Raw genomic sequence first — 21,913 nt, forward strand, 5'->3', positions numbered from 1 at the left:
AACCGGCAACCGGCAACCGGCAACCGGCAACCGGCAACCGGCAACCGGCAACCGGCAACCGGCAACCGGCAACCGGCGCCCGGCGCCCGGCGCCCGGCGCCCGACAACCGGCGCGGGGCCCGGCGCGCGGCCCGGCGTGCGCCGCGCCCGGTAGCCGCGCGTTCAGAAGGTTCAGCGCTTGAACGTATCAACAGCCGTGCGGCCGACGGCCGGATCGTCGGTGAAGAAGCCGTCGATGCCCGCGCGCAGGTATGCCTGGATCTCGCGCACCGAGCCCGCGGTGTTGCGCGCGGCCGGCGTGCCGCCGTCCTTCAGCGACGCGGGCAGGAAGTTGTTCTCCGGGCGGAACGTGTAAGGATGCACGACGAGGCCGGCTTCGTGCGCATAGCGGACGTACGGCGTCGGCTGCTGCAGCGTGCCGTCCGCGGCCACCGCGATGATCGACGTCTTGTACGGCCCGACGCCGTTCGCATAGGACGCGATCTCGCGCATTCCGTCGCGCGTCGACAGGTCGCCATAGGTGCGCTTGTCGTTCGCCTTCACGAAGTCGTACGGACGCTGGCCGGCTTCGTCCATCAACTGCACGAGCTTCCAGTTCGGCTGGCTCGACTTGATCCGGTTGCGGAGCGTCTTCAGGTTCGCGACCTCGAACGACTGGATGTAGACGGTCGCCGTGCGCGCCGTGTACGGATCCTTCAGCAGCGCGTCGACGACGCGATCCTCGAGCGGCAGGCCGATCGACTGGAAGTAGGTCGGGTGCTTGGTTTCCGGATACAGATGGATCGTGCGGCCGGTCTGCGCGGACATCTGCTTCGCGAGCGCGACGATCTCGTCGAAGGTCGGGATCTCGAACTGGTCGTTGTACGCGGTGTTCGCCGGGCGGATCTGCGGAATGCGCTCGCGGGCGCGCAGCGTCTTCAGCTCCGCGAGCGCGAAGTCTTCGGTGAACCAGCCGGTCAGCTGCGTGCCGTCGATCGTCCTGGTCGCCTTGCGGCTCGCGAACTGCGGCAGCGTCGACACGTTCGTCGTGCCCGAGATTTCGTTTTCGTGGCGCGCGACGAGCACGCCGTCGCGGGTCGCGACGAGGTCGGGCTCGATCACGTCCGCACCGTCCTCGATCGCCTTGCGGTACGACGCGAGCGTGTGTTCGGGGCGCAGCGCGCTCGCGCCGCGATGGCCGACCACCTGGACCTTCGCGGAGATCGGATGCGTGGGATCGGACGCCGAGACGTCGCCGCCGCCGCAGGCGGCAAGCACAAGGGCGGCGGCACAGGCGAACGGGATGCAGCGCAGGGCGGTCGGGCGCGTGAAGAGCATGGCGGTGAACCTTCGGAACGGAAGTCGGTGAAAGGACGCTCGATCCGGCGGCACGGATTGAACGGGATCGAACGGGACGCGATCGTCGCACCGGATCATTACATATGTATTACTTTCGCCTTTCGATTTTGTCGTGGCGGCAAACGGGCGGGACGGCGGAACACGCGGCGGTGTGCGCCGCGCGATTCGGCCCCGCGTAGGGAGCCGCCGCGCCGGATGCACTAAACTTGCGGGACTTTTGCATCGCCGCGCCGGGCCGACGCCTGCCCGCGCACGACGATGCGGCGACTCGCGGCCGGCGCGGGCACCCCGGCACCGCGTGCGTCCGGGGCCCGCGCCGGCCGATTTTTAGCGACCCATGACGACTCATACCGATCCCGCCTACCTGCTCGGCGACCTGCTGAAGAACGTTTCCCGCTCCTTTTACCTGACGCTGCGCGTGCTGCCCGACGGCATGCGCGAGCCGGTCGGCCTGGCCTACCTGCTCGCGCGCGCGGCCGACACGATCGCCGACACGGCGCTCGTCGCGCCCGAGCGCCGCGCGGCGCTGCTGACCGACCTGCGCGACGAGATCGAGCGGCTCGGCGACGGCGCGGCGCTGTCGCGCGCGCTCGAGGACGTGACGCGGATGCAGACGGATTCGCACGAGCATGTGCTGCTCGCCTCGATGAAGCCGATGCTTGCGTTGCTGCGCGCGCAGCCGGACGCGGACCGCGCGTCGATCCGCAAGGTCGTCGCGACGCTGACGTCGGGGATGGAGTTCGACCTGCGCACGTTCCCCGACGAGCAGTCGGGGCAGGTCGCGTCGCTGCCGAACCGTGACGAACTAGATCGCTACACGTATCTGGTTGCCGGTTGCGTCGGCGAATTCTGGACCGACATGACCGGCGCGCACACGCGGGCCGCGCGCGGCTGGGACTTCGCGGACATGCGCGAGAAAGGCATCCGTTTCGGCAAGGCGCTGCAGATGACCAACATCCTGCGCGACTGCGCGAAGGACCTGCGGATCGGCCGCTGCTACCTGCCGGACGACGTGCTGGCCGAGCATCGCATCGGCGTCGCCGACCTGATGTCGCCCGACGCGTCGGCCCGCGCGCGCGGCGTGCTGGTCGAGCTGTTGCGCGCGACGCTCGCGCAGTATCGCGACGCGTGCCTCTATACGCTGGCGATTCCGCGCCGCTTCGTGCGTCTGCGGCTCGCGTGCCTGTGGCCGATCATGATCGGCCTCGAAACGCTCGAACTGCTGGCCGGCCACGACGCGTGGCTCGATCCGGCGCGGCCGGCGAAGGTGCCGCGCAAGCGGGTCTACCGGATCATGGCGTCGTCGCTCGCGCTCGTCGGTTCGAACGCGGCGATCCGTGCGCGCATGAACGCGCTGGTCGACGCGGTGAACGCGCGGATCGCGCCAGCCGGGTCGCATTGAATGCCGCCGGCGCGAGGCGCCGGCATCCTCCGTCGGCCCGCGTTCGCCGGGCCGCTCCGTCCGATCTCCTCCGTACGGGCTGAAACGTTTTCAAATTTCCCTTCCCGAAACGTGGGTGTCATGAACGTAAGCGATCCTGCGCGGCGATGCGAATCGCGGTGTCGATCGCGGGTTGCGCATTGGTCGGAACAAACGTGCCGGAGGCGTCTGACAACATCGCTCGGTCGCGATGCACCCGTAAAAATGTAAAGCTAGGGTTTTCACCGGGAAATGCCGGAAATCCCCGCCGCGTAAGCGTTTTCAGGTGTTATGTAACCGTTTGGTGAACCCGTGCGTTGCGTCGATCATACGATGACCGACTGGGCGTATTGGGAAACGATTGGTAATCCGTCAGAATCGCACCGGCATGTACTCGCACATGTGCATAAAACCACACCAGAAAAGAAATCACTCTTTGAGGACGGAGAATCAATGAAAAAGCGCGTCGCTTTCGCCATGACGGCAGTGGGTCTCGCAGCCGCTACCGCAGCCCACGCCCAGAGCAGCGTCACCCTGTACGGTATCGTCGATAACGCTATCGCCTGGCAGAACAACTCGTCGGCAACCGGCGCGACCACGGGCGGTCACTCGAAGGTGCAGATGGCCACCGGCATTTGGGCAGGCAGCCGCTTCGGCCTGAAGGGCAGCGAAGACCTCGGCGGCGGCACGAAGGCGATCTTCCAGTTGGAAGCCGGCTTCAACGCGAACAACGGCTCGTCGCAATGGACGAACGGCATCTTCACGCGTCAGGCATGGGTCGGCCTGAGCAACCAGACGTACGGTACGCTGACGGCAGGCCGCCAGTACACCGCGTACTACACGCTGCTGTCGCCGTACAGCCCGACGACTTGGCTGACCGGCTACTACGGCGCGCACCCGGGTGATATCGATTCGCTGGATACCAGCTACCGCGCGAACAACTCGCTCGTCTACATGTCGCCGAAGTTCTACGGCTTCACGGTCGGCGGTTCGTACTCGTTCGGCGGCGTTGCAGGCAGCGTGAACCGCGGCTCGACGTGGAGCGCGGCGGTCCAGTACCTGAACGGCCCGGCAGGCATCGCGGTCGGCTTCCAGCGTATCAACAACGCGACGCTCGGCGGCGGTGTGTGGGGCGCGAACTCGACCGCGCAGAACGGTCTGGACACGAGCGGCAACGGTGCAGAGCAGGCCGTGTCGTCGATCAACAACGGCTACAAGTCGGCACAGGCGCAACAGCGTCTCGCCGTGACGGCAGGCTATCAGTTCACGCCGGCGTGGGACGTTTCGGTTTCGTACTCGAACGTGCAATACATCCCGGGTACGCTGTCGGGCTTCAGGAACACGGCAATCTTCAACACGGCAGGCGCCGTGCTGCACTGGAAGGCAGCGCCGCAGTGGGACTTCGCGGCAGGCTACTCGTACACGCGTGCGACCGAGTCGAACGGCATCTCGAGCTCGGCCAAGTACCATCAGGTCACGCTGTCGCAGTACTACAGCCTGTCGAAGCGCACGGGCCTGTACGCAGTTGAGGCTTATCAGCACGCGAGCGGCAACACGCTGACCCCGACGGGCGGCGTGATCCTCGCGACGACGTCGACGGGCGACGGCGTGGGCGCAGGTTCGAAGCAGAACCAGATCGCCGCCGGCGTTGGCCTGATCCACCGCTTCTAAATGTCGCGCGGCGCGCGAGCGCCGCTCACGGCATGCGGTATGAAGAAACCGGCCTTCGGGCCGGTTTTTTTTCGTCGGTACGCGGCGGGCGCGTAGCGCATGGCGCGGGTGCGGTGTGGGTCCGGCCGCGTCCGGCGATGCATCGTCGCGCCATCGTGCCGGTCAGCGGTGCGAATCATCCGTCCAGTTTCCCGCCAGCGCCTGGAACAGCGCCGCCGTATCGGCAAGCCGGTCGGCTTGCGCACGGGTCCGCTCGAGCGCGGTCTGTAGTACCTGGCGCTGTGCATCGAGCAGGTCGATCAGGCTGATTCCGCCCGCCGCATAGCGGTCGCCGGCAATCGCGCGGCTGGCCGCCGCCTGTTGCGTAGCGGTGTCTCTCGCCTGCAATTCGGCCGCATCGTGTTCGACCGCGCGCATCGCGTCGGCCACCTGCTGAAGCGCCAGCAGCACGGTTTCCCGATAGCTCGCGAACGCGGCGTCGTACGCCGCTTCGGCCGCGCGTTTCCTCGCGCGCAGTTCGCCGCCGTGAAAGAGCGGCTGCGTCAGGCCGAGCCCGACGTTCCAGACATTGAGCCCGCTGACGATATCCGCGATGCGCGTGCGTTCCGACCCGATCCCCGCCGAAATCGAAAAACGCGGATACAGGTTCGCCGTGGCCACGCCGACGTTCGCGCTCGCCTGGTGCAGCACGGCCTCCGCCGCGCGGATGTCGGGCCGTTCGCGCGCGAGCGTCGACGGCAGCGCGACCGGCAGCGTGCGAGGCAGCGCGAGTGCGTCGAGCGCGAGGTCGGGCAGCGCGTCGCCGGATGGCGGCGCGCCCAGCAGGATCGCGAGCCGGTGCCCGGCCTGCGCGTGGCGGGCGGCGAGCGGCGGCAGGGATGCCTGCGTTTGCGCGAGCAGCGCGCGCTGCGCATGCACGTCGGCCCGCGACACGCCCCCCGCCGCGAAGCGCGCTTCGACGATGCGCAGCTGCCGCGTCTGCGCGTCGACGAGCTGCCGCGTGAGCGCGACTTGCTGCGCGAGCGACGCGCGCAGGATCGCGGTCGCGACGATGTTGCCCGCAAGCGTCAGGCGCGCGGCGTCGAGCGTATACGCCTGATAGTCGACCTGGGCGCGCAGCGCTTCGAGCGCGCGCCGGTTGCCGCCGAACACGTCGAGCGCGTACGACACGCTCACCGACGCGTCATACAGTGTGAATGGCCCCGGATTCGGCACGTTGGCGGGCAGCCCGAACGCGGCGACGTCGACCTTCTCGCGCGTGGCGGACAGGTTCGCGTCGACGCGCGGCAGCATCGTCGCGCCGGCCTGGGCCGCATGGTTCTGCCGCGCTTCGTCGAGCCGCGCGCGCGCCTCGGCGAGCGTCGGGCTGTTGCGCCATGCGGTGTCGACGAGGCGGTCGAGCGGTTCGGAGCCGAACTGCGTCCACCAGCGTTGCAGCGTATGCGCGGACGACGCGAACGTCTGCGCGTCGCCGGCCGGGCCGGCGGCGGCCGTGGTCGCGGGCGCCGCATCGCGCGTGTACTGCTGCGTGGCCGGCGGCTCCGGCGCGCGGAAATCCGGCCCCAGCGCACATCCGGCGAGCAGCGCAATGGCGGCCAGCGCGCCGCCGCGGGCAGCGTAGGATGGGCGACGCGAAGCCGATTTCATCGCGCGGGCCCCTAATCGAGCGTGCGCCGGTAGAAGCGCAGCGCGACGCTCATCACGACGAGGGTGAACAGCGCGACGGGCCATACGGACGGCCACAGGTCGGCCCAGGCGTTGCCTTTCAGCAGGATGCCGCGCACGAGGCGGTTGAAGTAGGTGAGCGGCAGCAGGTTGCCGATGAACTGCGCCCACTTCGGCATCCCGGCGAACGGGAACATGAAGCCCGACAGCAGGATGTTCGGCAGGAAGTAGAACACCGCGAGCTGCATCGCCTGCAACTGGTTCTGCGCGAGCGACGACAGCGTGATGCCGACCGTCAGGTTCGCGGCGATGAAGAGCAGCGCGGCCAGGTAGATCGCGAACACACCGCCGACGAACGGCACCTCGAACACGTACCGCGCGGCCGCGAGAATGATCGACACCTGGATCAGCCCGATGAACACGTACGGGACGATCTTGCCCGTCATCACCTCGAGCGGCCGCACGGGTGTCGCGAGCAGGTTTTCCATCGTGCCGCGCTCGCGCTCGCGGGTGATCGCGAGGCCGGTCATCATCACCATCGTCATCGTCAGGATCACGCCCATCAGGCCCGGCACGACGTTGTACTGCGTGATGCCTTCGGGGTTGTACAGGCGGTGCAGCACGACGTCGAACGCGGCCGGGCGGCCGTTCAGGTGCGCGAGCGGGCCTGTCAGGTCCTTGTCCGCGACGGGCTGCACGAGACCCGTCAGCGCACCGATCGCCGACGCGGTCGCGACGGGATCGGTCGCGTCCGCCTCGACGAGCAGCGACGGATGCTCGCCGCGCAGCAGCCGCTTCGAGAAATCGGCCGGCACGCTCAGCACGAACTGCACGTCGCCGCGCGCGAGCGCCTGCCTGCCGGCCGCTTCGTCGGGCAGCGTCGCGACGATGTCGAAGTACGCGGAGTTGCGCATCGCGGCGATGAAGCTGCGTGCGAAGGGGCTCGAATCGGCGACGATCACCGCGGTCGGCAGGTGCTTCGGATCGGTGTTGATCGCGAAGCCGAACAGCGCGAGCTGGATGATCGGCACGCCGACGATCATCGCGAACGTGACGCGATCGCGGCGCAGCTGCAGGAATTCCTTCAGCACGATGCTCCACCAGCGCGCGATCGAGAACGAATCGCGCAGGCCCGCCCACGCGTTCATGACGACGCTCCGCCGGGCGGCCCGGAGGCACGGCCCATCATGTAGATGAAGACATCTTCGAGCCCGGTGTCGATCGGCGCGATCTGCAGCGATGCGCGGCCGTCCGTGCGCGCGCCGACCTGCGCCGCCACCTGCGCGAGCGTCGCGTCGAGCAGCGCGCGATCGCGGCCGCTCACGTGCAGCGCGGCGCCGAACACGACGGTTTGATCGACGCCCGGCATCGTGCGCAGTTGCGCGGACAGTTCGGTCAGGTGCCCGCCCGTGATCGTGCGGGTCGACAGATGCTGCGACGCGACGATCTCCGCCGACGTGCCCTGTGCGAGCAGTTCGCCGGCCGCGATATACGCGAGCTTGTGGCAGCGCTCGGCTTCGTCCATGTAGTGCGTGCTGACGAGCACCGAGATCCCTTGCGCGGCGAGCCGGTGCAGCTCTTCCCAGAAGTCGCGGCGCGCGGCCGGGTCGACGCCGGCGGTCGGTTCGTCGAGCAGCAGCAGCTCCGGCTCGTGCAGCATGCACGCGGCGAGCGCGAGGCGCTGCTTCCAGCCGCCGGACAGCGCGCCCGTGAGCTGATCCGCACGGCTCGCGAGACCGAGCCCGTCGAGCGCGCGCGCGACGGTTGCGTGGCGATCGGGCATCCCGTACACGCGCGCGACGAAATCGAGGTTCTCGCGGATCGACAGGTCTTCCCAGTACGAGAAGCGCTGCGTCATGTAGCCGACGCGCCGCTTGATCTGTGCGCTGTCGCGCACGATGTCGTAGCCGAGGCAGGTGCCGCTGCCCGAGTCGGGCGTGAGCAGGCCGCACATCATCCGGATCGACGTGGTCTTGCCGCTGCCGTTCGGCCCGAGAAAGCCGAAGATTTCGCCGCGCGCGACGCGCAGCGATACGTCCTTCACGACGTGCTTGTCGCCGAACCGCTTGTTCAGGCGGTCGACGTCGATCGCGTACGGAGCGGCCGGCGCGTTCAACGCACCCTCACGGCGACGGGCTGGCCCGGATGCAGCTTCGGCGCGTCGACGGGCGCCGGGCGCGCCTCGACCATGAACACGAGCTTGCTCCGGCTCTCGTTGCTGTAGATCACCGGCGGCGTGTACTCGGCCCCGCTCGACACGTAGGTGATGCGTGCGGGCACGTCGGCCGCGCAGCCGTCGCAGTGGATCGCGATCGTGCGCCCCGGGGCGAGCGACGCGATGGCCGCCTCCGGCACGAAGAAGCGCACCTTCAGGTTCCGCGGCGGCAGCATCTGCACGACCGGATTGCCGGCCTGCACCCATTCGCCGACGCGGTAGAGCGTGTCGTACACGCGTCCGTCGGCGGGCGCGGCGATGCGCTTCTGGTCGAGCTTCCATTGCGCTTCGGCCACGGCGGCCTGCGCGGCGTCGACCTGCGCGGCCTGGGCGGCCACCTGCTGCGCGCGGCCCGGCAAACGCGCGACATCGACCTGGTTCTGCAGCTCGCGCATCTGCGCGGCGGTGGTCTGCGCGGACGTGCGCGTATCGTCGAGCTGCTGTTTCGACAGGCCGCCGGCCGCGTACTGGCGTTCGTCGCGCGCGAGTTGCGCGGCGGCCCGCGCCGCTTGCGCGGTGGCCTGCGCGAGCTGCGCACGCGTGACCGCGACTTCCGGCGGGCGCTTGCCGGTCTGCAGGTCGGCAAGCTGCGCGCGTGCGGCCGCGAGCTGATGCTGCGCCTGTTGCAGCGCGGCCGTTTCGCTGACGGCTTCGAGCGCGAACACCGGCGTACCGGCCGCGATGGCCTGGCCGCGTTCGACCGACAGTTGGGTCAGCGTGCCCGCTTGCGACGACGACAGGTACACGAATTCGCCTTCGATATAGCCCTGGTAAGTCGTGCCGGTGTCTGCCGGCCGTCCGCAACCGCCGAGCAGCGCGGCGGCGGCCAGCGCGAGCGGCACCACGCGGGCCGCGCTCACGACGGCCTCCGGGGCGCGCGAGCGCGCGCATCCGGCGACGTGACGGGCGGCTGCATGCCGGAGCCGAGCAGCGCGCGGACGTGGCGATGCAGCACGTCGCGATCGATCGGCGGCAGGCCGCGCGCGCTTTGCCACAGCTTCGCGGTCGCGAGCGGCAGCATGACGAGCGCGATGATCGAATGGAACAGGAACGCGGGTTCGAGCGACGGGTTCAGCGTGCCGGCCTGCTGCGCGGCGCGGATGCGTTCGGCAAAACGCCCGACATGCTCGAGCGGAATGCGGCGGACCATCCGCTCGCGCAGCAGCCCGCCTTCGTGAACGATCTCGCGCAGCCAGATCGACGGCAGCCAGGGCATGCGATGCGTGACGTCGAAGAACCGGTCGACGAGTTCGGCGACGAGCGCGAACGGATCGTTTTCGATCTGCGGCGCGGTGGGCCGCCACACGAACGCGATCACCTGCGCGAGCCGTTCCTCGACGATCGCGTCGAGCAGTTGCTCACGATTCGTGAAGTAGTAGTGGACCATCGCCGACGTGACGCCGGCGGCCGCGGCGATCTGCGCGACCGTCGTCGCGGCGATGCCGTGCTCGGCGAACAGCTGGATCGCCACGTCGAGCATGTGATCGCGCAGGTCGAAGTCCTCCACCGACGGGCGGCGCCCGCGCGGCCTGGCGACGGTGGATTTCGCGTTCATGCAGACGACGCTAATTGATGAGTTAGTTAATTTCAAGGAAGGGTTTTCGCGCGCGTTGATGGCGATCAGGAATGGGCCGAATGGCGGTGCGCGCGAGCGGGGAGGCGGCGCCGCGCAGGGACGTGCGCGGGTGGCGGCGTGTAGGGAGCAGCTAATGAGGAAGCGGCGGAGGGGAACCGGCCGAAACCGGTGACGCATCGGCACGGAAGCGGAAAGCGGAAAGCGGCGGGGAATCACTCGCGAAGCACGCGCGCGCCCGCCACGGCACGCGCGCCTGAAACGTCGTCACCGATCCATCGGCGAATTCAGCGGTGGGCGCCCGCGCGGCACCTCGCCATTCAATTGGACCGCCGCCCGTCGCTGCCTTACGATCCTCCACAGTCCCCGACCGGAGTTCCCCCCATGCTGTCCGAAGACGAACTGGCGCTGCTCGATGCGATCCGCGCCACCGGCAGCCTGTCGCGCGCGGCCGCGCGGCTCGGCAAGGCGACGTCGACGGTGTCGCACACCGCGCGGCAGCTCGAAACGCGCTTCGACGCGCTGCTGTTCGACCGGCGCGGCTACCGGCTGCAACTCACCCCGGCCGGCCAGCTGCTGACCGACGAGGCGTCGCGCGTCGCGCTGGACGTCGCACGGCTCACGCAGCGCGTGCGGCAGGTCGCGAGCGGCTGGGAGGACCGGCTGTCGATCGTCAGCGACGAGGTGCTGGAGTTCGATACGCTGCTGCCGGTCGTTCGCGCGTTCGATGCGCTCGATTCGGGCGTGTCGCTGCGTTTCACGCACGAAGTGCTCGGCGGCACCTGGGAAGCGCTGCGCGATGGCCGCGGGGACCTGGTCGTCGGCGCGACCAACGAGCCGCCGGCGATTGCCGGCTTCAAGTGGTTCGAGCTCGGCGCGATGGAATGGGTGTTCGCGGTATCGCCGCGCCATCCGCTGGCGGCGGCGACCGAGCGGCTCACCCGGGACGCGATCGGCGCGCATCGCGCGGTGGTCGTCGCGGATTCGTCGCGGCGGTCGGTCGGCCGTGTGTACGGGCTGCTCGGCGGCCAGGCGGTGCTCGCGGTGCCGTCGATGCGCGCGAAGATCCTCGCGCAGCGCGACGGGCTCGGCGTCGGCTGGGTGCCGCGCCGGCGCGTCGCGTCGCTGCTCGCGCGCGGCGAGCTCGTGGAGAAGGAAACGGCCGATCCGCGCGAACCGAACGTGCTGTATGTCGCATGGCGCAGCGACCGCGACGGCCGCGCGCTGCAATGGTGGCTCGAGCAACTGCGCGAACCGCGGCTCGCGCAGCGGCTGCTCGACGGGATCGACGTGTCGGGCTGAGTGCGCGAGGGGGCACGCGACGCAGGAGCCTTCCGCGAACATGTTCGAAAATTTCGAACATGTCTGCCGTGCCGATCGCACGGCACGGCCGGGCGCCGAGCGCATCCTGTGTTCACGGTCAACTCACCGGTTCACAGGAGAACATCATGCAACGCTTCGAAGGAAAGACGGTTCTGGTCACGGGCGGCAACAGCGGCATCGGCCTGGCGGCCGCACGGGCATTCGCGGCCGAAGGCGCGCGGGTCGTCATCACCGGCCGCGACGAGCAGACGCTTGCCGCCGCACGCGAAACGCTCGGCGAAGGCGCGCTCGCGATCCGCAACGAGGCCGGCAGCGTCGCGTCGGCGCGGGCGCTGGCGGACGCGCTCGCGGCGTCCGGCGTGCGGCTCGACGCGGTGTTCATCAACGCGGGCGTCGCGAAACTCGCGCCGTTCGCGGATAGCGACGAGGCGATGTGGGACCTCGTGTTCAACACCAACGTGAAGGGCGCGTATTTCCAGATCCAGTCGCTCGTCCCGCTGCTGAACCGCGGCGCGTCGATCGTGATCAACGGGTCGATCAACGCGCACATCGGGATGCCGGGTTCGTCCGTGTATGCGGCGAGCAAGGCGGCCGTCAATTCGTTCGCGAAGACACTATCGACGGAATTGCTGCCGCACGGCGTGCGGGTGAACGTGGTGAGCCCCGGCCCGGTGCAGACGCCGCTGTACGGCAAGCTCGGCCTCGATGCGGCGACGCTCGACGAGACGGCCGACAAGATCAGGGGCCTCGTCCCGATCGGCCGGTTCGGCACGCCGGACGAAATCGCGTCGACGGTGCTGCACCTGAGCGCGCCCGAGTCCGCCTTTATCGTCGGCGCGGAAATCATCGCGTCGGGCGGGATGGGCTTGCTCTGAGCGTGAAACCGGCAGGGCTGCATCGCCTCGTCGGGCGGCGCAGCCCCGCCGTCAATGCGTATCGCTAGCGCGATGCGCAGGCGTCACGGGCTGCGTTACCGGTGTCGAGCTGCGTCACCGTCAGCCCCGAGAACGTCGCGCTGCCATGCTCGGCGAACACGGCGACGTGGTCCGCGTCGCGGGGCGGAAAGATCAGGTCCGTGAGCGCTACGCGACCGCCGTTCGCGAACACTTCGACCGAACCGCGATCGACGACGATCTCAAGCTGCAATCGTCCGTTCTCGAGCGGCAGATCGACGATGTGCTCGCGGCTGAAGGTGCCAGCGAAATCCGTCGCGCCGGAGCGGGAACGGTCGAGCGTCAGCGTGCGCTTCGCGGTGTCGTACACGATCCGGGTGCCGATCGCGCCGTCCGCCGACCCGCGGACGATCAACCCGGCGCGGGCCGCGCGCCGTGGCTCGATCGTCACCGTGATGCGCTGAACGACGCCGCGCGTGGCGGCCGACAGCGCGCGCGTGGCCGACTCGACGCTCAGATCGCCTTCGTGGACGGCGGGCCGCCCGTCGGCCCACGCATCGAACGCGGTGGCCGGCGTCACGAACAGCGTGGGTTCGCCGTTGGTCGTCTTCAGCGCGAACTCGCGCGGCAACGTCATCGCACCGCGCCAGGGTGCCGTCGGCGCTTTCGCCGCATAGTCCCAGTTGCTCATCCACGCGATCGCGACAGGGCGTGCGCCCGGCGCGCCCGAGAACGTACCGGCCGCATAGAAATCGGCGCCGTGATCGACCCAGCGGAATTGCGCGGGGTCCGAGCCGGCCGGCGCGACGCGGTCGGGGACGAACGTGCGGCCGTCGAAATTGCCGACGAAATACATCGCACCGGAGCCGCCGGCGATCGACCACGGGTTGACGTTGACGATCATGACCCACTTGATGTGTCGCGGATCGTCATCGACAGGCAGCGGCACGAGGTCGGGCATTTCCCACAGTGCGCCCGCATGCGGCACGTCCGGCAGCGTGAAGTCGCTCAGGAACGACCAGTGGATCAGATCGTCGGAACGGTAAAGCTTCACGACATGTGCGTCGGCGACGACCGCCGTCATCAGCCAGTAGTGCCCGGGCGCGTACCACGACACCTTCGGATCGCGGAACTGCTTCGATTCCGGGTCGAGCGTGAGCACCGGATTGCGCGCATTGGGCTGCCACGTCGCGCCGTGGTCGAGGCTGTATGCGAGCGACTGCGCCTGCGTGCCGGGCGCGTGACCGGAACCGGCCTTGTAGACGCTCGTATAGAGCGCGACGAGCGGCGTCTCGCCCGGCGCGCCGAGGCCGGACGTATTGTGCGTATCGGCGACGATCGAGCCGGAGAAGATTTCCTCCGTGGCGTTCGCGCGCATCGCGACCGGCTGCTCGCGCCAGTGGACGAGGTCGGTGCTGGTCGCGTGGCCCCACGACATGTTGCCCCAGTCGTGGCCGAGCGGGTTGTACTGGTAGAACAGGTGATAGCGGCCGTTTTCGTAGACGAGGCCGTTCGGATCGTTCATCCAGTTGCGTTGCGGCGTGTAATGGATGGCGGGTCGCCATTGTGGCGTCGCGCTCGCGGGCGGCGCGCTGCAACTCGCGTGTGCTGCGTGCATGCCGCCCGCACATGCGAGCAGCCAGGCGAACCGGAAGGAAAAGCGGGAAAACGTCGATTTCATGCGGGGTTCCGTGCTTCGTTGCGCGAAGCGGGAAGGAAGGGCGCATGCCGCGTACAGCGGCGACATGCGCGATCTGCGGAACAAAAAAAGGCGGGCGCACACGCGGCACGCGCAATGCGCACCCGCCGAACTGGCGGCCAGCGGCCGCGGCCGTTACGGCCGGGTGCCGGAGCCGCCGTCGTTGTGACCGGCGCCCGTCGCGGGCAGGTTCGACGGGATCTCGCCGTACCCGCCGAGGCCGCCGCGTCCGTACCCGCGGTCGACTGCCGTCGACGTGCCGTTGATGTTGACCTTCACGGTCGGCGCGAGCGTGCCGCCGCGACGCGGACCGATCGCATCGATGAACGACTCGACGAGCCCGCCCGGCATCACGTAGTGCGAATACGACTGGAACTCGCGCGGGTTCTGGTTCGGGTCCTGCGAATACGGCGCACCGGCCGGCGCGGAGAAGTCGGTCGGGTTGCCGAGCACGAGTCCACTGCCGCCGTTCAGCGGCAGGTAGTCGCTGCGGATGCCGTTGCCGACGAAGCCATAGACGCCGTCAGGCCCGTCGACGCCGGCGGCCATCGTCGTGCGGTGGCTGATCGTGAACAGGTAGTACTTGCCGTCCTTCAGGTAGATCTGCGGACGCTCGGTCTGATCGTCGACGCAGTTCGCGGACAGGATCGGCGGCAGGAACTTCCATTCGGTGAGCTGCGGGTTCGTCGCGACCGCCAGGCCGACATTGGCCTTTTGATACACTGCGCCCGAGTTCATCACCGCGTTCAGGTCTTCCTTGTACGGATCGTTCGGCGCGTAGCCGAGGTCGGCCTCGGTGCAGGTGCGGGCGCCGCGCTGGCCGCCCGTATTGCCTTCGAACACCATGTAGGTCTTGCCCGGATGCGCGGGATCGGTGAACACGAACGGATCGCGGAACGAGAAGTAGGTGTTTTGCTGGCCCGTCTGGTAGTAGTTGCCGTCCGGCTGCAGCAGCGCCTTGTGATCGTCGAAGCCGGTGAACCACACGTGCTTGTCGTCGGCCTGGATATGGCCGTCGGCGCGCGTGATGATCGCCTGCGGCGGCGTGATGTCGGCGCCGCCGGGCGCCGAGCGGTTGAACGACGTCGCGGTGTAGTAAAGGCTGACGTTGTCGCCGTGCGTGAGGCGCGCCGAGCCCGACCATTCGGCGTTGTTGGTCATCGGCGACGTGCCGAACACCTTGGCGCTCGCGCCGTCCGGGAACAGATGGCCGCCCCAGGTCCAGCCGCCGTTCGCCGGCCGCTGCGACGCGGGAATGCCGGCCCGGCGATAGAAGAAGCCGATGCGCGCATGGACGTGACGATCATCGAACGTGTAGCCGGCGTGCGGGTCCGCGGTCAGCGAGAAGATCACTTCCCAGCCCTTGTAGCTGAGCTGGTTCGCGCGCAGGTCGGCCAGCGGCCAGGTGTCCCACACCCACACGTTGGAGTTGATCAGCGGGAAGTCCTGCGGAATGTCCGGCATCGACAGCGCTTGCGGCAGCGAATTCCTGTCGGCGCCGGCCGTATGCGACTGCGCGACGATCTGGCGGATGTCCGCACGGGTCCAGCGCATCGTGAAGTTGCCCTCGGGGTCGTAGGCCTGCTGCGTGTGCGGCGTCGGCGCGGGCGCCCCGGCGGTCTGCGCGTGCGCGGCGGACGCGAAAGCGGCCAGTGCGGCGCCGGCGAACAGCAAACGTTTGGCCGCAGTCGCGCGGCAAAAAGGAAAATAAGTCATGTCGGCTTTGTTTCCGTTGACGGTGAAAGGGAACGGTTGAAGGTGGCATCGATGTCCAAACCGGTTTGGATGCTATTTCAAACCGGTTTGGACGTCAAAAGATAAATATTTGACGGTAATAACTACCAATCGGCAATAATTGCCGCGCAAGCGGGGAATGGCCGACTGGCATGCCTAACGCGAGGAGCGACGTGAAGGTGAATCTGAAGGCGCTGTCGGACGCGCTCGGGCTGTCGCGCACGACGGTCAGTCGCGCGCTGAACGGCTATGACGACGTGAGCGAGGCGACCCGCGAACGCGTGATGAAGGCCGCGCGGGAACTCGGTTACGTCGCGGACCCGACCGCGCGCCGGCTGGCGACGGGGCGCTCCGATGCGATCGGTATCGTCTATCCGTTCGGGGCGGGCGATCTCGGCGATCCGCGCTTCGGCGAAGTCGTCGCGGGCATCACCGAGCGGCTGGCGGAGCGCAATCTCGACTTCATCATCGCGTCCGCGCGGCCGAACGCCGAGCTCGACACCTATCGACGGCTCGTGGACGGCAAGCTCGTCGACGGGCTGATCGTCGCGCGCACGCTGGTCGACGATCCGCGCCTCGCGTATCTGAGGTCGAATGCGTTTCCGTACGTCGCGTATGGCCGCACGCAGGCCGTCGAGCCCTACGCGTGGTTCGATTTCGACAACGAAGCGGGCGCACGGGATGCGGTGCGGCGCCTGATCGGCTTTGGCCATCGCCGCATCGCGATGATCAGCGCGCCGCTGTCGCTCAATTTCGCGATGCAGCGTCGCGCCGGCTTTCTCGCGGCGCTGCGCGAGGCCGACATCGATCCCGATCCGGCGCTGCTCGTCGAGTGTGCGTTTACGCGCGATGGCGGGCAGCAGGGCGTGCGGACGTTGCTCGCACGGGCCGAACCGCCGACGGCGCTGCTCGTCGACAACAATATCGCGGGCGGCGGCGCGTTCCGTGCGCTGGTCGAGAGTGGCGTGCGCCTCGGGCGGGACATGTCGTTGATCGTCTATGACGGCGTGCCGCCGGAGGTCGCGCATCCGCATCGGGTGACGGCGGTCGTGCAGCCGACCGGACAGGCGTCCGGACGCGCGCTGGCGGATCTGATGCTGGGGTTGCTCGTGGACGGCGTGCGCGGCCAGCGGCTCGAGATGCCGGTGATCGAGGCTGGGGATACGGACGGGCCGGTGCAGGGGTAGTTTTCCGAGACGGAGAATCGCTGTATTCGGTGTGCTGCGTCATTGCAGACGCCCGGATGCGGCTCCGTGAATTTCTCGGTAACGACTTGCTGCCGGCAATCGTGCCGAAATGCCAGCCCCCGGGCATCTTGTCGCTGGGCCGCTTGCCTCCCGCCGAGGTGTTACGAACCCGCAAAGCGATGAAAGTAAAACGAAAGAAGAAACGCAATCCTTTGTGGCTCGATGAATTACTTCCGGAGCGTGCGTAAAAAATCGTCAAACAAACGGCCGACGAATCCAGCCTATGTCACGTATCTGCCTTATTCCGGATAAACTCGCGCGAGCGGCAGTATTCGCGACCGCGGACCGTCCTTTTTGCGTTGCATCCTTGTGACGGTCGAACCTGAGAGACAAGGATAAGAACAGATGGCACTCGGACCCACGGATTCGGGGAGTTTGAGATACGGCGACATCTTCGACGCGATTAACCGCGGCCTCATGCAGCATGGTCGTTTGCTGACGCTGCGCACCCCGTTGGGCGATAACGTACTCACCCCAGTTCGTGCGAAAGGCTGCTCGAAGATTGGCCGCGACTATCGCTGGACCGTTGATGCGGTATCCACGCGCGACGACATCGAATTGCTCGCACTGATGCATCAGCAGGTGTCGTTACTGATTCAGCAACCGGCGGCTTCCTTCTCTAACGTGGAATACCGACCGATTCACGGCTTCGTGCATCAGATCAGGCGGTTGGGAGCCGACGGCGCGCTTTCGCTGTACCAGATCGAGTTTGCGTCGGCCCTGTTCTTCCTGGGTGAAGGTCGTGACGATTATTACTGGCTGGACTCGAACGCCGTCCACAGCATCAGCACCGTCTTTGACAAATACCCCCAGTTGCGCGGGCACTACCGGTTCAATCTGAGCACCCAGCCCAGTACTCGCACTTACACGCGGCAGAGCGAATCGGACTTGAATTTCGTTCAACGCTTGCTGGAAGACGAGGGGTGGTACTTCTATTGGGAGCATGCACCCGTCAAGGACAACGAACCGCCGAAGACCACGCTGGTGATCGTGGATAGCGTCTCGACGTTGCCGGAAGCGCACGATGTCACGTATTCCCGGAGCAATGCGGGCGATGAAATCGATGGCTTGACGCAGTGGGTGATGCAGCAGACCGCGCAGCCAACGGAATTCAAGTCCACTTCGTTCGATCAGGATCGACCGGGTTCCAGCTTCGCGGCGGGTAGTTTGATGGAGGCGACCACATACACGGTCCAGCATTACCGTGACAAGGAAACCCTCAGTGTTCCCGGCGTTCCGGCGACGGTGTATGAACCGACGACGTTGGGCTATCCGGACTCCGACAGCGGTGCCCGCCGTGCGCGGATTCGGACGCAAGCATGGGAGGCGATGGCCAGTCGTTTTATCGGCGTCGGCGGGGTGCGTTGGCTCGATGCTGGTTCGCGCTTCGTGCTGAACGACCATCCGCGTCACGATGCACCTGATTCGAAGGACCGGACGTTTCTGGCGGTCGAGATGCACTGGTTCATCCTGAACAACGTGCCGTTAGCCCGTCAGTCGGAAGCGTTTCCGTTCAGCCTGCAACCGGAGTTCGACCGCGTTCAGGCGGAATACGAACACGCGTCCGTGTCACGGCCGCATGCGGATGACGGTTCCGTCGGCTTCTTCTTGATGAAGACCGAAGCGCAGCGTGCCGATGTCGTCTACCGTAGTCCGCTCGAACACAAGAAGCCGGTGATGCAGGTGGAGCATCTGCTGGTCGGCGCACCGAACGGCGAGGAAGCTTGGACGAACAAGAACAACGAGATTCGTGGCCGATTCGCATGGGACCGGCAGAGTAAGCCGGACGAGTACAACACGTCGCCGTGGATGCGCGTCATGCAGGGCGACACCGGTGACGGCTACGGTGCGGTTCATGTGCCGCGTAAGGGCGAATGGGTCGCTATCGGTTACTGGCAAGGCGACTGTGATCGCCCGTTCGTGCTGGGTAGGCTGCCTGGCGGGACCACTCAGCAGCCGTGGCATTCGGATGTACTGAAGTCGGGCCAGCAGTCGCGCGGTTTCGGCAATACCGGTGCGTACAACGCACTGATCCACGACGATTCCATGCATCAGGGCGGCCAGCGACTGACGAGTTATACCGGAGGCACCTATCACCTGTTCCATCAAGGGTACCTGATTGACCAGACGGGCAATACGCGGGGTGGTTATCGCGGAATTGGTTACAAACTCCATACTGATGCGTTCGGTGCGATGCGGGCGAATCAGGGGATGGCGATCAGCACGCAGCACAAGTCGCCGGATGCTGAACAATTGGACGTGCGCGAGGCAAGCCAGCAATTGTCCCGTGCGGGGAATTTGGTCGATTCGTTGTCGGAAGCCAGTAAGGGGCATCAGGCAGCGGACCTCAAATCAGGCCACGACGCGTTGAAGCACTTCGCGGACGCACTGGAATTGCCGCAGACACCTGAGGCCAAAGGGGGGCGCACCTCGGGTGGTGGGACGGGCACAGCGAACGCTTTCAAGGAACCCGTGATGCTGCTGGATAGCCCAGCGGGAATTGCGGCCTCAACGCAGCAGTCGGTGCATCTCGCGGCAGATCAACTCATCAATCTCGTGAGCGGCCAGACCACGACTGTCGCGTCGGGACAGTCGTTGATCGTCGCGGCGCTCAACCTGATCAGCCTCTTTGCGCAGAACGGCGGCATGAAGGCAATCGCCGGCAAGGGCGACATCGATATTCACGCGCATGCGGGCGTGATCGATCTGGCGGCTCAGTTGGCGTTGCACATTCGGTCCGTGACGGATGTCATCGAAGTCGCCTCCGGCAAGGAAGTCAGGATCTTATGCGGCGGCGCGATCATCCAGATCAACCAAGACGGCAGCATTAATATCCACTCGCCAGGCAAGATCGACTTCAAGGCAGCCAGCTATTCGTTCGCCGGCCCTGCACGAGTCGATATCACGAACCCGGCGTTCAAGGATTCGCCGGTTCAGAAGCTGTCGCTGAACACGTTTGCGTCGCCTGCGGCGACCGGCGCGATCCCGACCGGCATGCCCTACAAGCTGTATGCCGATGGTGCGCTGGTCAAGCAAGGTGTGTTCGATAAGTCCGGGCAGTTGCCTATCGATCACCACGTGGCGACGCAGAAATACACGCTTGAACTGGCAAACGGTGACCGGCACGACATCCCGGTACCAGGCGAGTACCGCGACGCGGTAAACGGGGGGCTCGCGAACCGGGGCATCCAGTTCCATGAGGGACAGTCGGACACCGGCGCCGCAGCGGCAGATCGCGCCGTGCACCGGCAGGTTTATGGTGATCTGCTCAATCCCTCTTCGGAAGCATAGTTCATGGCAAACAGTTCACCTGCTTCGAATGCCTTCATCGCAACGACGCCCATCGCGCTGAATCACACGAACAGCGGAACCGTCACTTTCCGCTGGTTCGTGCAAAAGACCGAATACAACCCTGCTGCCGCGACCTTTCGTCCGCTTGTGAACGGCGAGGAAGCATTTGGTCACGTGTACGAGCAGATTTCGAAGGCGCGGCATTCCATCGATATCATTTGCTGGGGTTTCCAGCCCTCGATGATGTTCAGGCGTGACGGCCAGGGAGTTGGCATTGGGGAGCTGCTGCGCCAGAAGGGGGAGGCTGGCGTCAAGGTGCGGTTGTTGGTTTGGCGCGATCCCGCCTTTGTGTCGGAACTCAGCGAAAACAACATGCCCGGCAACGACATCGCGACGGACGTTAAACGACGGTTGCCGGATTCCGCCTATGAGAAGTTCTCGATGATGTCGCGTGACTACCAGACCGATCAGCAGCGCAAGATCGATGAGGAATGGTACCGGCGCGCGAACCTGCACAACGTTTCGCTCAACCTACCGGCAGGGCCGCGCGATGTGTATATCGCGGCCAAGGGCGCGTTGTACCAAAAGGAAGCATTCAAAAACATCGACTTTGCCACACGCGGTTTCAGTGCAGTCAATCGCGCCGAAATCGCGTGGCATACGTTCTGGCATGGAAAGGACCGGGACCGTGATGTGATGACGCGCGCGCAGAACAGTGCATCGATGGGACTGGCCGAACCGACGCATCACCAGAAAATGGTGCTTGTCGATTACGAAGACCCGGAGAATGCGCGTGGCTTCGTCATGGGGCACAACATGCTCGACCAGTACTGGGACACGAACGATCACAGCTACGTGCGCAAGACGCCGACGACGGGCCGCAACGGGCTTTCGCCATGGCAGGATATCTCTGCGTGGGTGACAGGACCGGTGCTGCGCTACCTGAACGAAAATTTCTGTCAGGCGTGGGACGATGCAACAGGACAAGGCCTTGCGGAGAAACGCAAGGGTCTGCACACGCGACTGAAGGTGCGAATCGATCCGGGTGGCGACACCCGTGTCATGTCGCAGTGAGCTTCCCCTGAAATTTCGCCTTCCAAGAGGTCGTGTATAAACTCGACGCAAAGGAAGGAAATCAGGCATGTTCAAGGTACCGAAACAGGTGTACACGGCGGAGTTCAAGCTGGCGGCCGTACAGCGGGTCAAGGATGGCCAGGGAGTGGCCATAGTGGCCCGCGAGCTGGGCATTTCTGAGCAGACGCTTCGCAACTGGGTGAAGGCCGAGGCGTCGGGCAAGCTCAACGGCGCCGGAGCGAAGCCGGTCACACCGGAGCAGATGGAATTGTCTCGTCTGCGAGCGGAAAACAAGCGCCTGCAGATGGAGCTTGAGATCGCAAAAAAAGCGGCAGCATACTTCGCGAAGGACCTGCTGTGAGGTATGCCTGGATCGAGCGGCAGGTCGGGCAATATGCGCTGTCGTCGTTGTGCTACGTGCTGTCGGTCAGCGTGAGCGGCTATCGCGCGTGGAAGCGCGGCGGTATCCCGGGGCGAACGCGACTGACGGACACGCAATTGCTGACGCTGATTCGGACAGTGCACGCCGAGGCCAAGGGTGCATACGGCTCGCCGCGCATGACCGAGGAAATCCGCGATCGAGGCTATCCTGCCAGCAAGGAGCGTGTGGAACGGCTGATGCGGGAAAACGGTATCCGGGCCCGACACAAACGCCGTTACCGGGTAACGACCGATTCGAAGCACAAGCTGCCGGTTGCGCCGAATCTGTTGAATCGCGAGTTCGCGCCTGCTGAGCCGAATCAGGTGTTCACCTCGGACATCACTTACAT

The 21,913-nt window shown here is 66.4% G+C and carries 15 protein-coding genes and 1 pseudogene; 8 read left to right on the forward strand and 8 right to left on the reverse strand.

Translation table 11 applies throughout. From position 1 onward, the window contains the following. Positions 1-171: 171 nt before the first annotated feature. The gene (locus SB786_RS34495) at positions 172-1,317 is read right to left on the reverse strand and encodes a glycerophosphodiester phosphodiesterase (protein WP_410731331.1); all 1,146 of its coding nucleotides are present in this window, start codon (positions 1,315-1,317) and stop codon (positions 172-174) included. Between the two features lie 358 nt (positions 1,318-1,675). Here SB786_RS34495 and SB786_RS34500 point away from each other — a divergent pair, with 358 nt between their 5' ends. Further along, positions 1,676-2,740 carry a phytoene/squalene synthase family protein gene (locus SB786_RS34500; RefSeq protein ID WP_410731332.1) on the forward strand — a complete coding sequence of 355 codons (1,065 nt, stop codon included), beginning with the start codon at positions 1,676-1,678 and terminating at the stop codon, positions 2,738-2,740. A 471-nt stretch (positions 2,741-3,211) separates the two neighbouring features. Continuing rightward, a complete protein-coding gene (locus tag SB786_RS34505) occupies positions 3,212-4,429 on the forward strand; it encodes a porin (RefSeq protein ID WP_410731333.1) in 1,218 nt (405 codons plus the stop codon). A 162-nt stretch (positions 4,430-4,591) separates the two neighbouring features. Here the strand turns inward: SB786_RS34505 and SB786_RS34510 are convergent, their stop codons facing one another. From SB786_RS34510 to SB786_RS34530, 5 genes are read right to left on the reverse strand one after another with little or no spacing between them, the layout of a single operon-like run. Then, the gene (locus SB786_RS34510; protein WP_410731334.1) at positions 4,592-6,076 is read right to left on the reverse strand and encodes an efflux transporter outer membrane subunit; all 1,485 of its coding nucleotides are present in this window, start codon (positions 6,074-6,076) and stop codon (positions 4,592-4,594) included. 11 nt (positions 6,077-6,087) lie between these two features. Further along, a complete protein-coding gene (locus SB786_RS34515) occupies positions 6,088-7,242 on the reverse strand; it encodes an ABC transporter permease (RefSeq protein WP_410731335.1) in 1,155 nt (384 codons plus the stop codon). Further along, positions 7,239-8,210, reverse strand: a complete 972-nt coding sequence (locus tag SB786_RS34520; RefSeq protein WP_410731336.1) for an ABC transporter ATP-binding protein — start codon at positions 8,208-8,210, stop codon at positions 7,239-7,241. Before SB786_RS34520 ends, SB786_RS34515 begins: the two co-directional genes overlap by 4 nt. Further along, the gene (locus tag SB786_RS34525) at positions 8,207-9,169 is read right to left on the reverse strand and encodes an HlyD family secretion protein (protein WP_410731337.1); all 963 of its coding nucleotides are present in this window, start codon (positions 9,167-9,169) and stop codon (positions 8,207-8,209) included. Before SB786_RS34525 ends, SB786_RS34520 begins: the two co-directional genes overlap by 4 nt. Next, positions 9,166-9,864 (reverse strand): TetR/AcrR family transcriptional regulator, encoded by a 699-nt coding sequence (locus SB786_RS34530; RefSeq protein ID WP_410731346.1) that lies wholly within the window; start codon positions 9,862-9,864, stop codon positions 9,166-9,168. Before SB786_RS34530 ends, SB786_RS34525 begins: the two co-directional genes overlap by 4 nt. Before the next feature lie 402 nt (positions 9,865-10,266). Between SB786_RS34530 and SB786_RS34535 the strand changes: the two genes are divergently transcribed. Both SB786_RS34535 and SB786_RS34540 read left to right on the forward strand, forming a co-directional pair. Beyond that, complete coding sequence (locus tag SB786_RS34535) at positions 10,267-11,184, forward strand: LysR family transcriptional regulator (RefSeq protein WP_410731339.1); 918 nt, start codon at positions 10,267-10,269, stop codon at positions 11,182-11,184. A gap of 146 nt (positions 11,185-11,330) precedes the next feature. After that, complete coding sequence (locus SB786_RS34540) at positions 11,331-12,080, forward strand: SDR family oxidoreductase (RefSeq protein WP_410731340.1); 750 nt, start codon at positions 11,331-11,333, stop codon at positions 12,078-12,080. 64 nt (positions 12,081-12,144) lie between these two features. On the opposite strand, the gene SB786_RS34545 is transcribed toward SB786_RS34540, so the two are convergent. Then, a complete protein-coding gene (locus SB786_RS34545) occupies positions 12,145-13,779 on the reverse strand; it encodes a glycoside hydrolase family 32 protein (protein WP_410731341.1) in 1,635 nt (544 codons plus the stop codon). Between the two features lie 153 nt (positions 13,780-13,932). Continuing rightward, complete coding sequence (locus SB786_RS34550) at positions 13,933-15,513, reverse strand: glycoside hydrolase family 68 protein (protein WP_410731342.1); 1,581 nt, start codon at positions 15,511-15,513, stop codon at positions 13,933-13,935. Positions 15,514-15,683: 170 nt separating this feature from the next. Here SB786_RS34550 and SB786_RS34555 point away from each other — a divergent pair, with 170 nt between their 5' ends. The 4 genes and pseudogenes from SB786_RS34555 to SB786_RS34570 form a co-directional block, all read left to right on the forward strand. Further along, positions 15,684-16,718 (forward strand): substrate-binding domain-containing protein, encoded by a 1,035-nt coding sequence (locus SB786_RS34555; RefSeq protein WP_410731343.1) that lies wholly within the window; start codon positions 15,684-15,686, stop codon positions 16,716-16,718. 405 nt (positions 16,719-17,123) lie between these two features. Continuing rightward, positions 17,124-20,069, forward strand: coding sequence for a type VI secretion system Vgr family protein (locus SB786_RS34560; protein ID WP_410731344.1), 2,946 nt, complete (start codon positions 17,124-17,126; stop codon positions 20,067-20,069). Between the two features lie 3 nt (positions 20,070-20,072). Next, positions 20,073-21,143, forward strand: a complete 1,071-nt coding sequence (locus SB786_RS34565) for a phospholipase D-like domain-containing protein (protein WP_410731345.1) — start codon at positions 20,073-20,075, stop codon at positions 21,141-21,143. A 67-nt stretch (positions 21,144-21,210) separates the two neighbouring features. Beyond that, positions 21,211-21,913 (forward strand): annotated as a pseudogene (locus SB786_RS34570) (IS3 family transposase); the annotation flags it as partial.

The organism is Burkholderia sp. SIMBA_062 (assembly GCF_046534765.1).
Taxonomy (GTDB): domain Bacteria; phylum Pseudomonadota; class Gammaproteobacteria; order Burkholderiales; family Burkholderiaceae; genus Burkholderia; species Burkholderia ambifaria.

Bases quoted from the DNA above. Each gene is read 5' to 3' on its own strand.
- SB786_RS34495 (WP_410731331.1), bottom strand. From the start codon at position 1,317: ATGCTCTTCACGCGCCCGACCGCCCTGCGCTGCATCCCGTTCGCCTGT.
- SB786_RS34555 (WP_410731343.1), top strand. From the start codon at position 15,684: ATGCCTAACGCGAGGAGCGACGTGAAGGTGAATCTGAAGGCGCTGTCG.
- SB786_RS34560 (WP_410731344.1), top strand. From the start codon at position 17,124: ATGGCACTCGGACCCACGGATTCGGGGAGTTTGAGATACGGCGACATC.
- SB786_RS34550 (WP_410731342.1), bottom strand. From the start codon at position 15,513: ATGACTTATTTTCCTTTTTGCCGCGCGACTGCGGCCAAACGTTTGCTG.
- SB786_RS34510 (WP_410731334.1), bottom strand. From the start codon at position 6,076: ATGAAATCGGCTTCGCGTCGCCCATCCTACGCTGCCCGCGGCGGCGCG.
- SB786_RS34545 (WP_410731341.1), bottom strand. From the start codon at position 13,779: ATGAAATCGACGTTTTCCCGCTTTTCCTTCCGGTTCGCCTGGCTGCTC.
- SB786_RS34500 (WP_410731332.1), top strand. From the start codon at position 1,676: ATGACGACTCATACCGATCCCGCCTACCTGCTCGGCGACCTGCTGAAG.
- SB786_RS34535 (WP_410731339.1), top strand. From the start codon at position 10,267: ATGCTGTCCGAAGACGAACTGGCGCTGCTCGATGCGATCCGCGCCACC.
- SB786_RS34505 (WP_410731333.1), top strand. From the start codon at position 3,212: ATGAAAAAGCGCGTCGCTTTCGCCATGACGGCAGTGGGTCTCGCAGCC.
- SB786_RS34515 (WP_410731335.1), bottom strand. From the start codon at position 7,242: ATGAACGCGTGGGCGGGCCTGCGCGATTCGTTCTCGATCGCGCGCTGG.
- SB786_RS34530 (WP_410731346.1), bottom strand. From the start codon at position 9,864: ATGAACGCGAAATCCACCGTCGCCAGGCCGCGCGGGCGCCGCCCGTCG.
- SB786_RS34540 (WP_410731340.1), top strand. From the start codon at position 11,331: ATGCAACGCTTCGAAGGAAAGACGGTTCTGGTCACGGGCGGCAACAGC.
- SB786_RS34565 (WP_410731345.1), top strand. From the start codon at position 20,073: ATGGCAAACAGTTCACCTGCTTCGAATGCCTTCATCGCAACGACGCCC.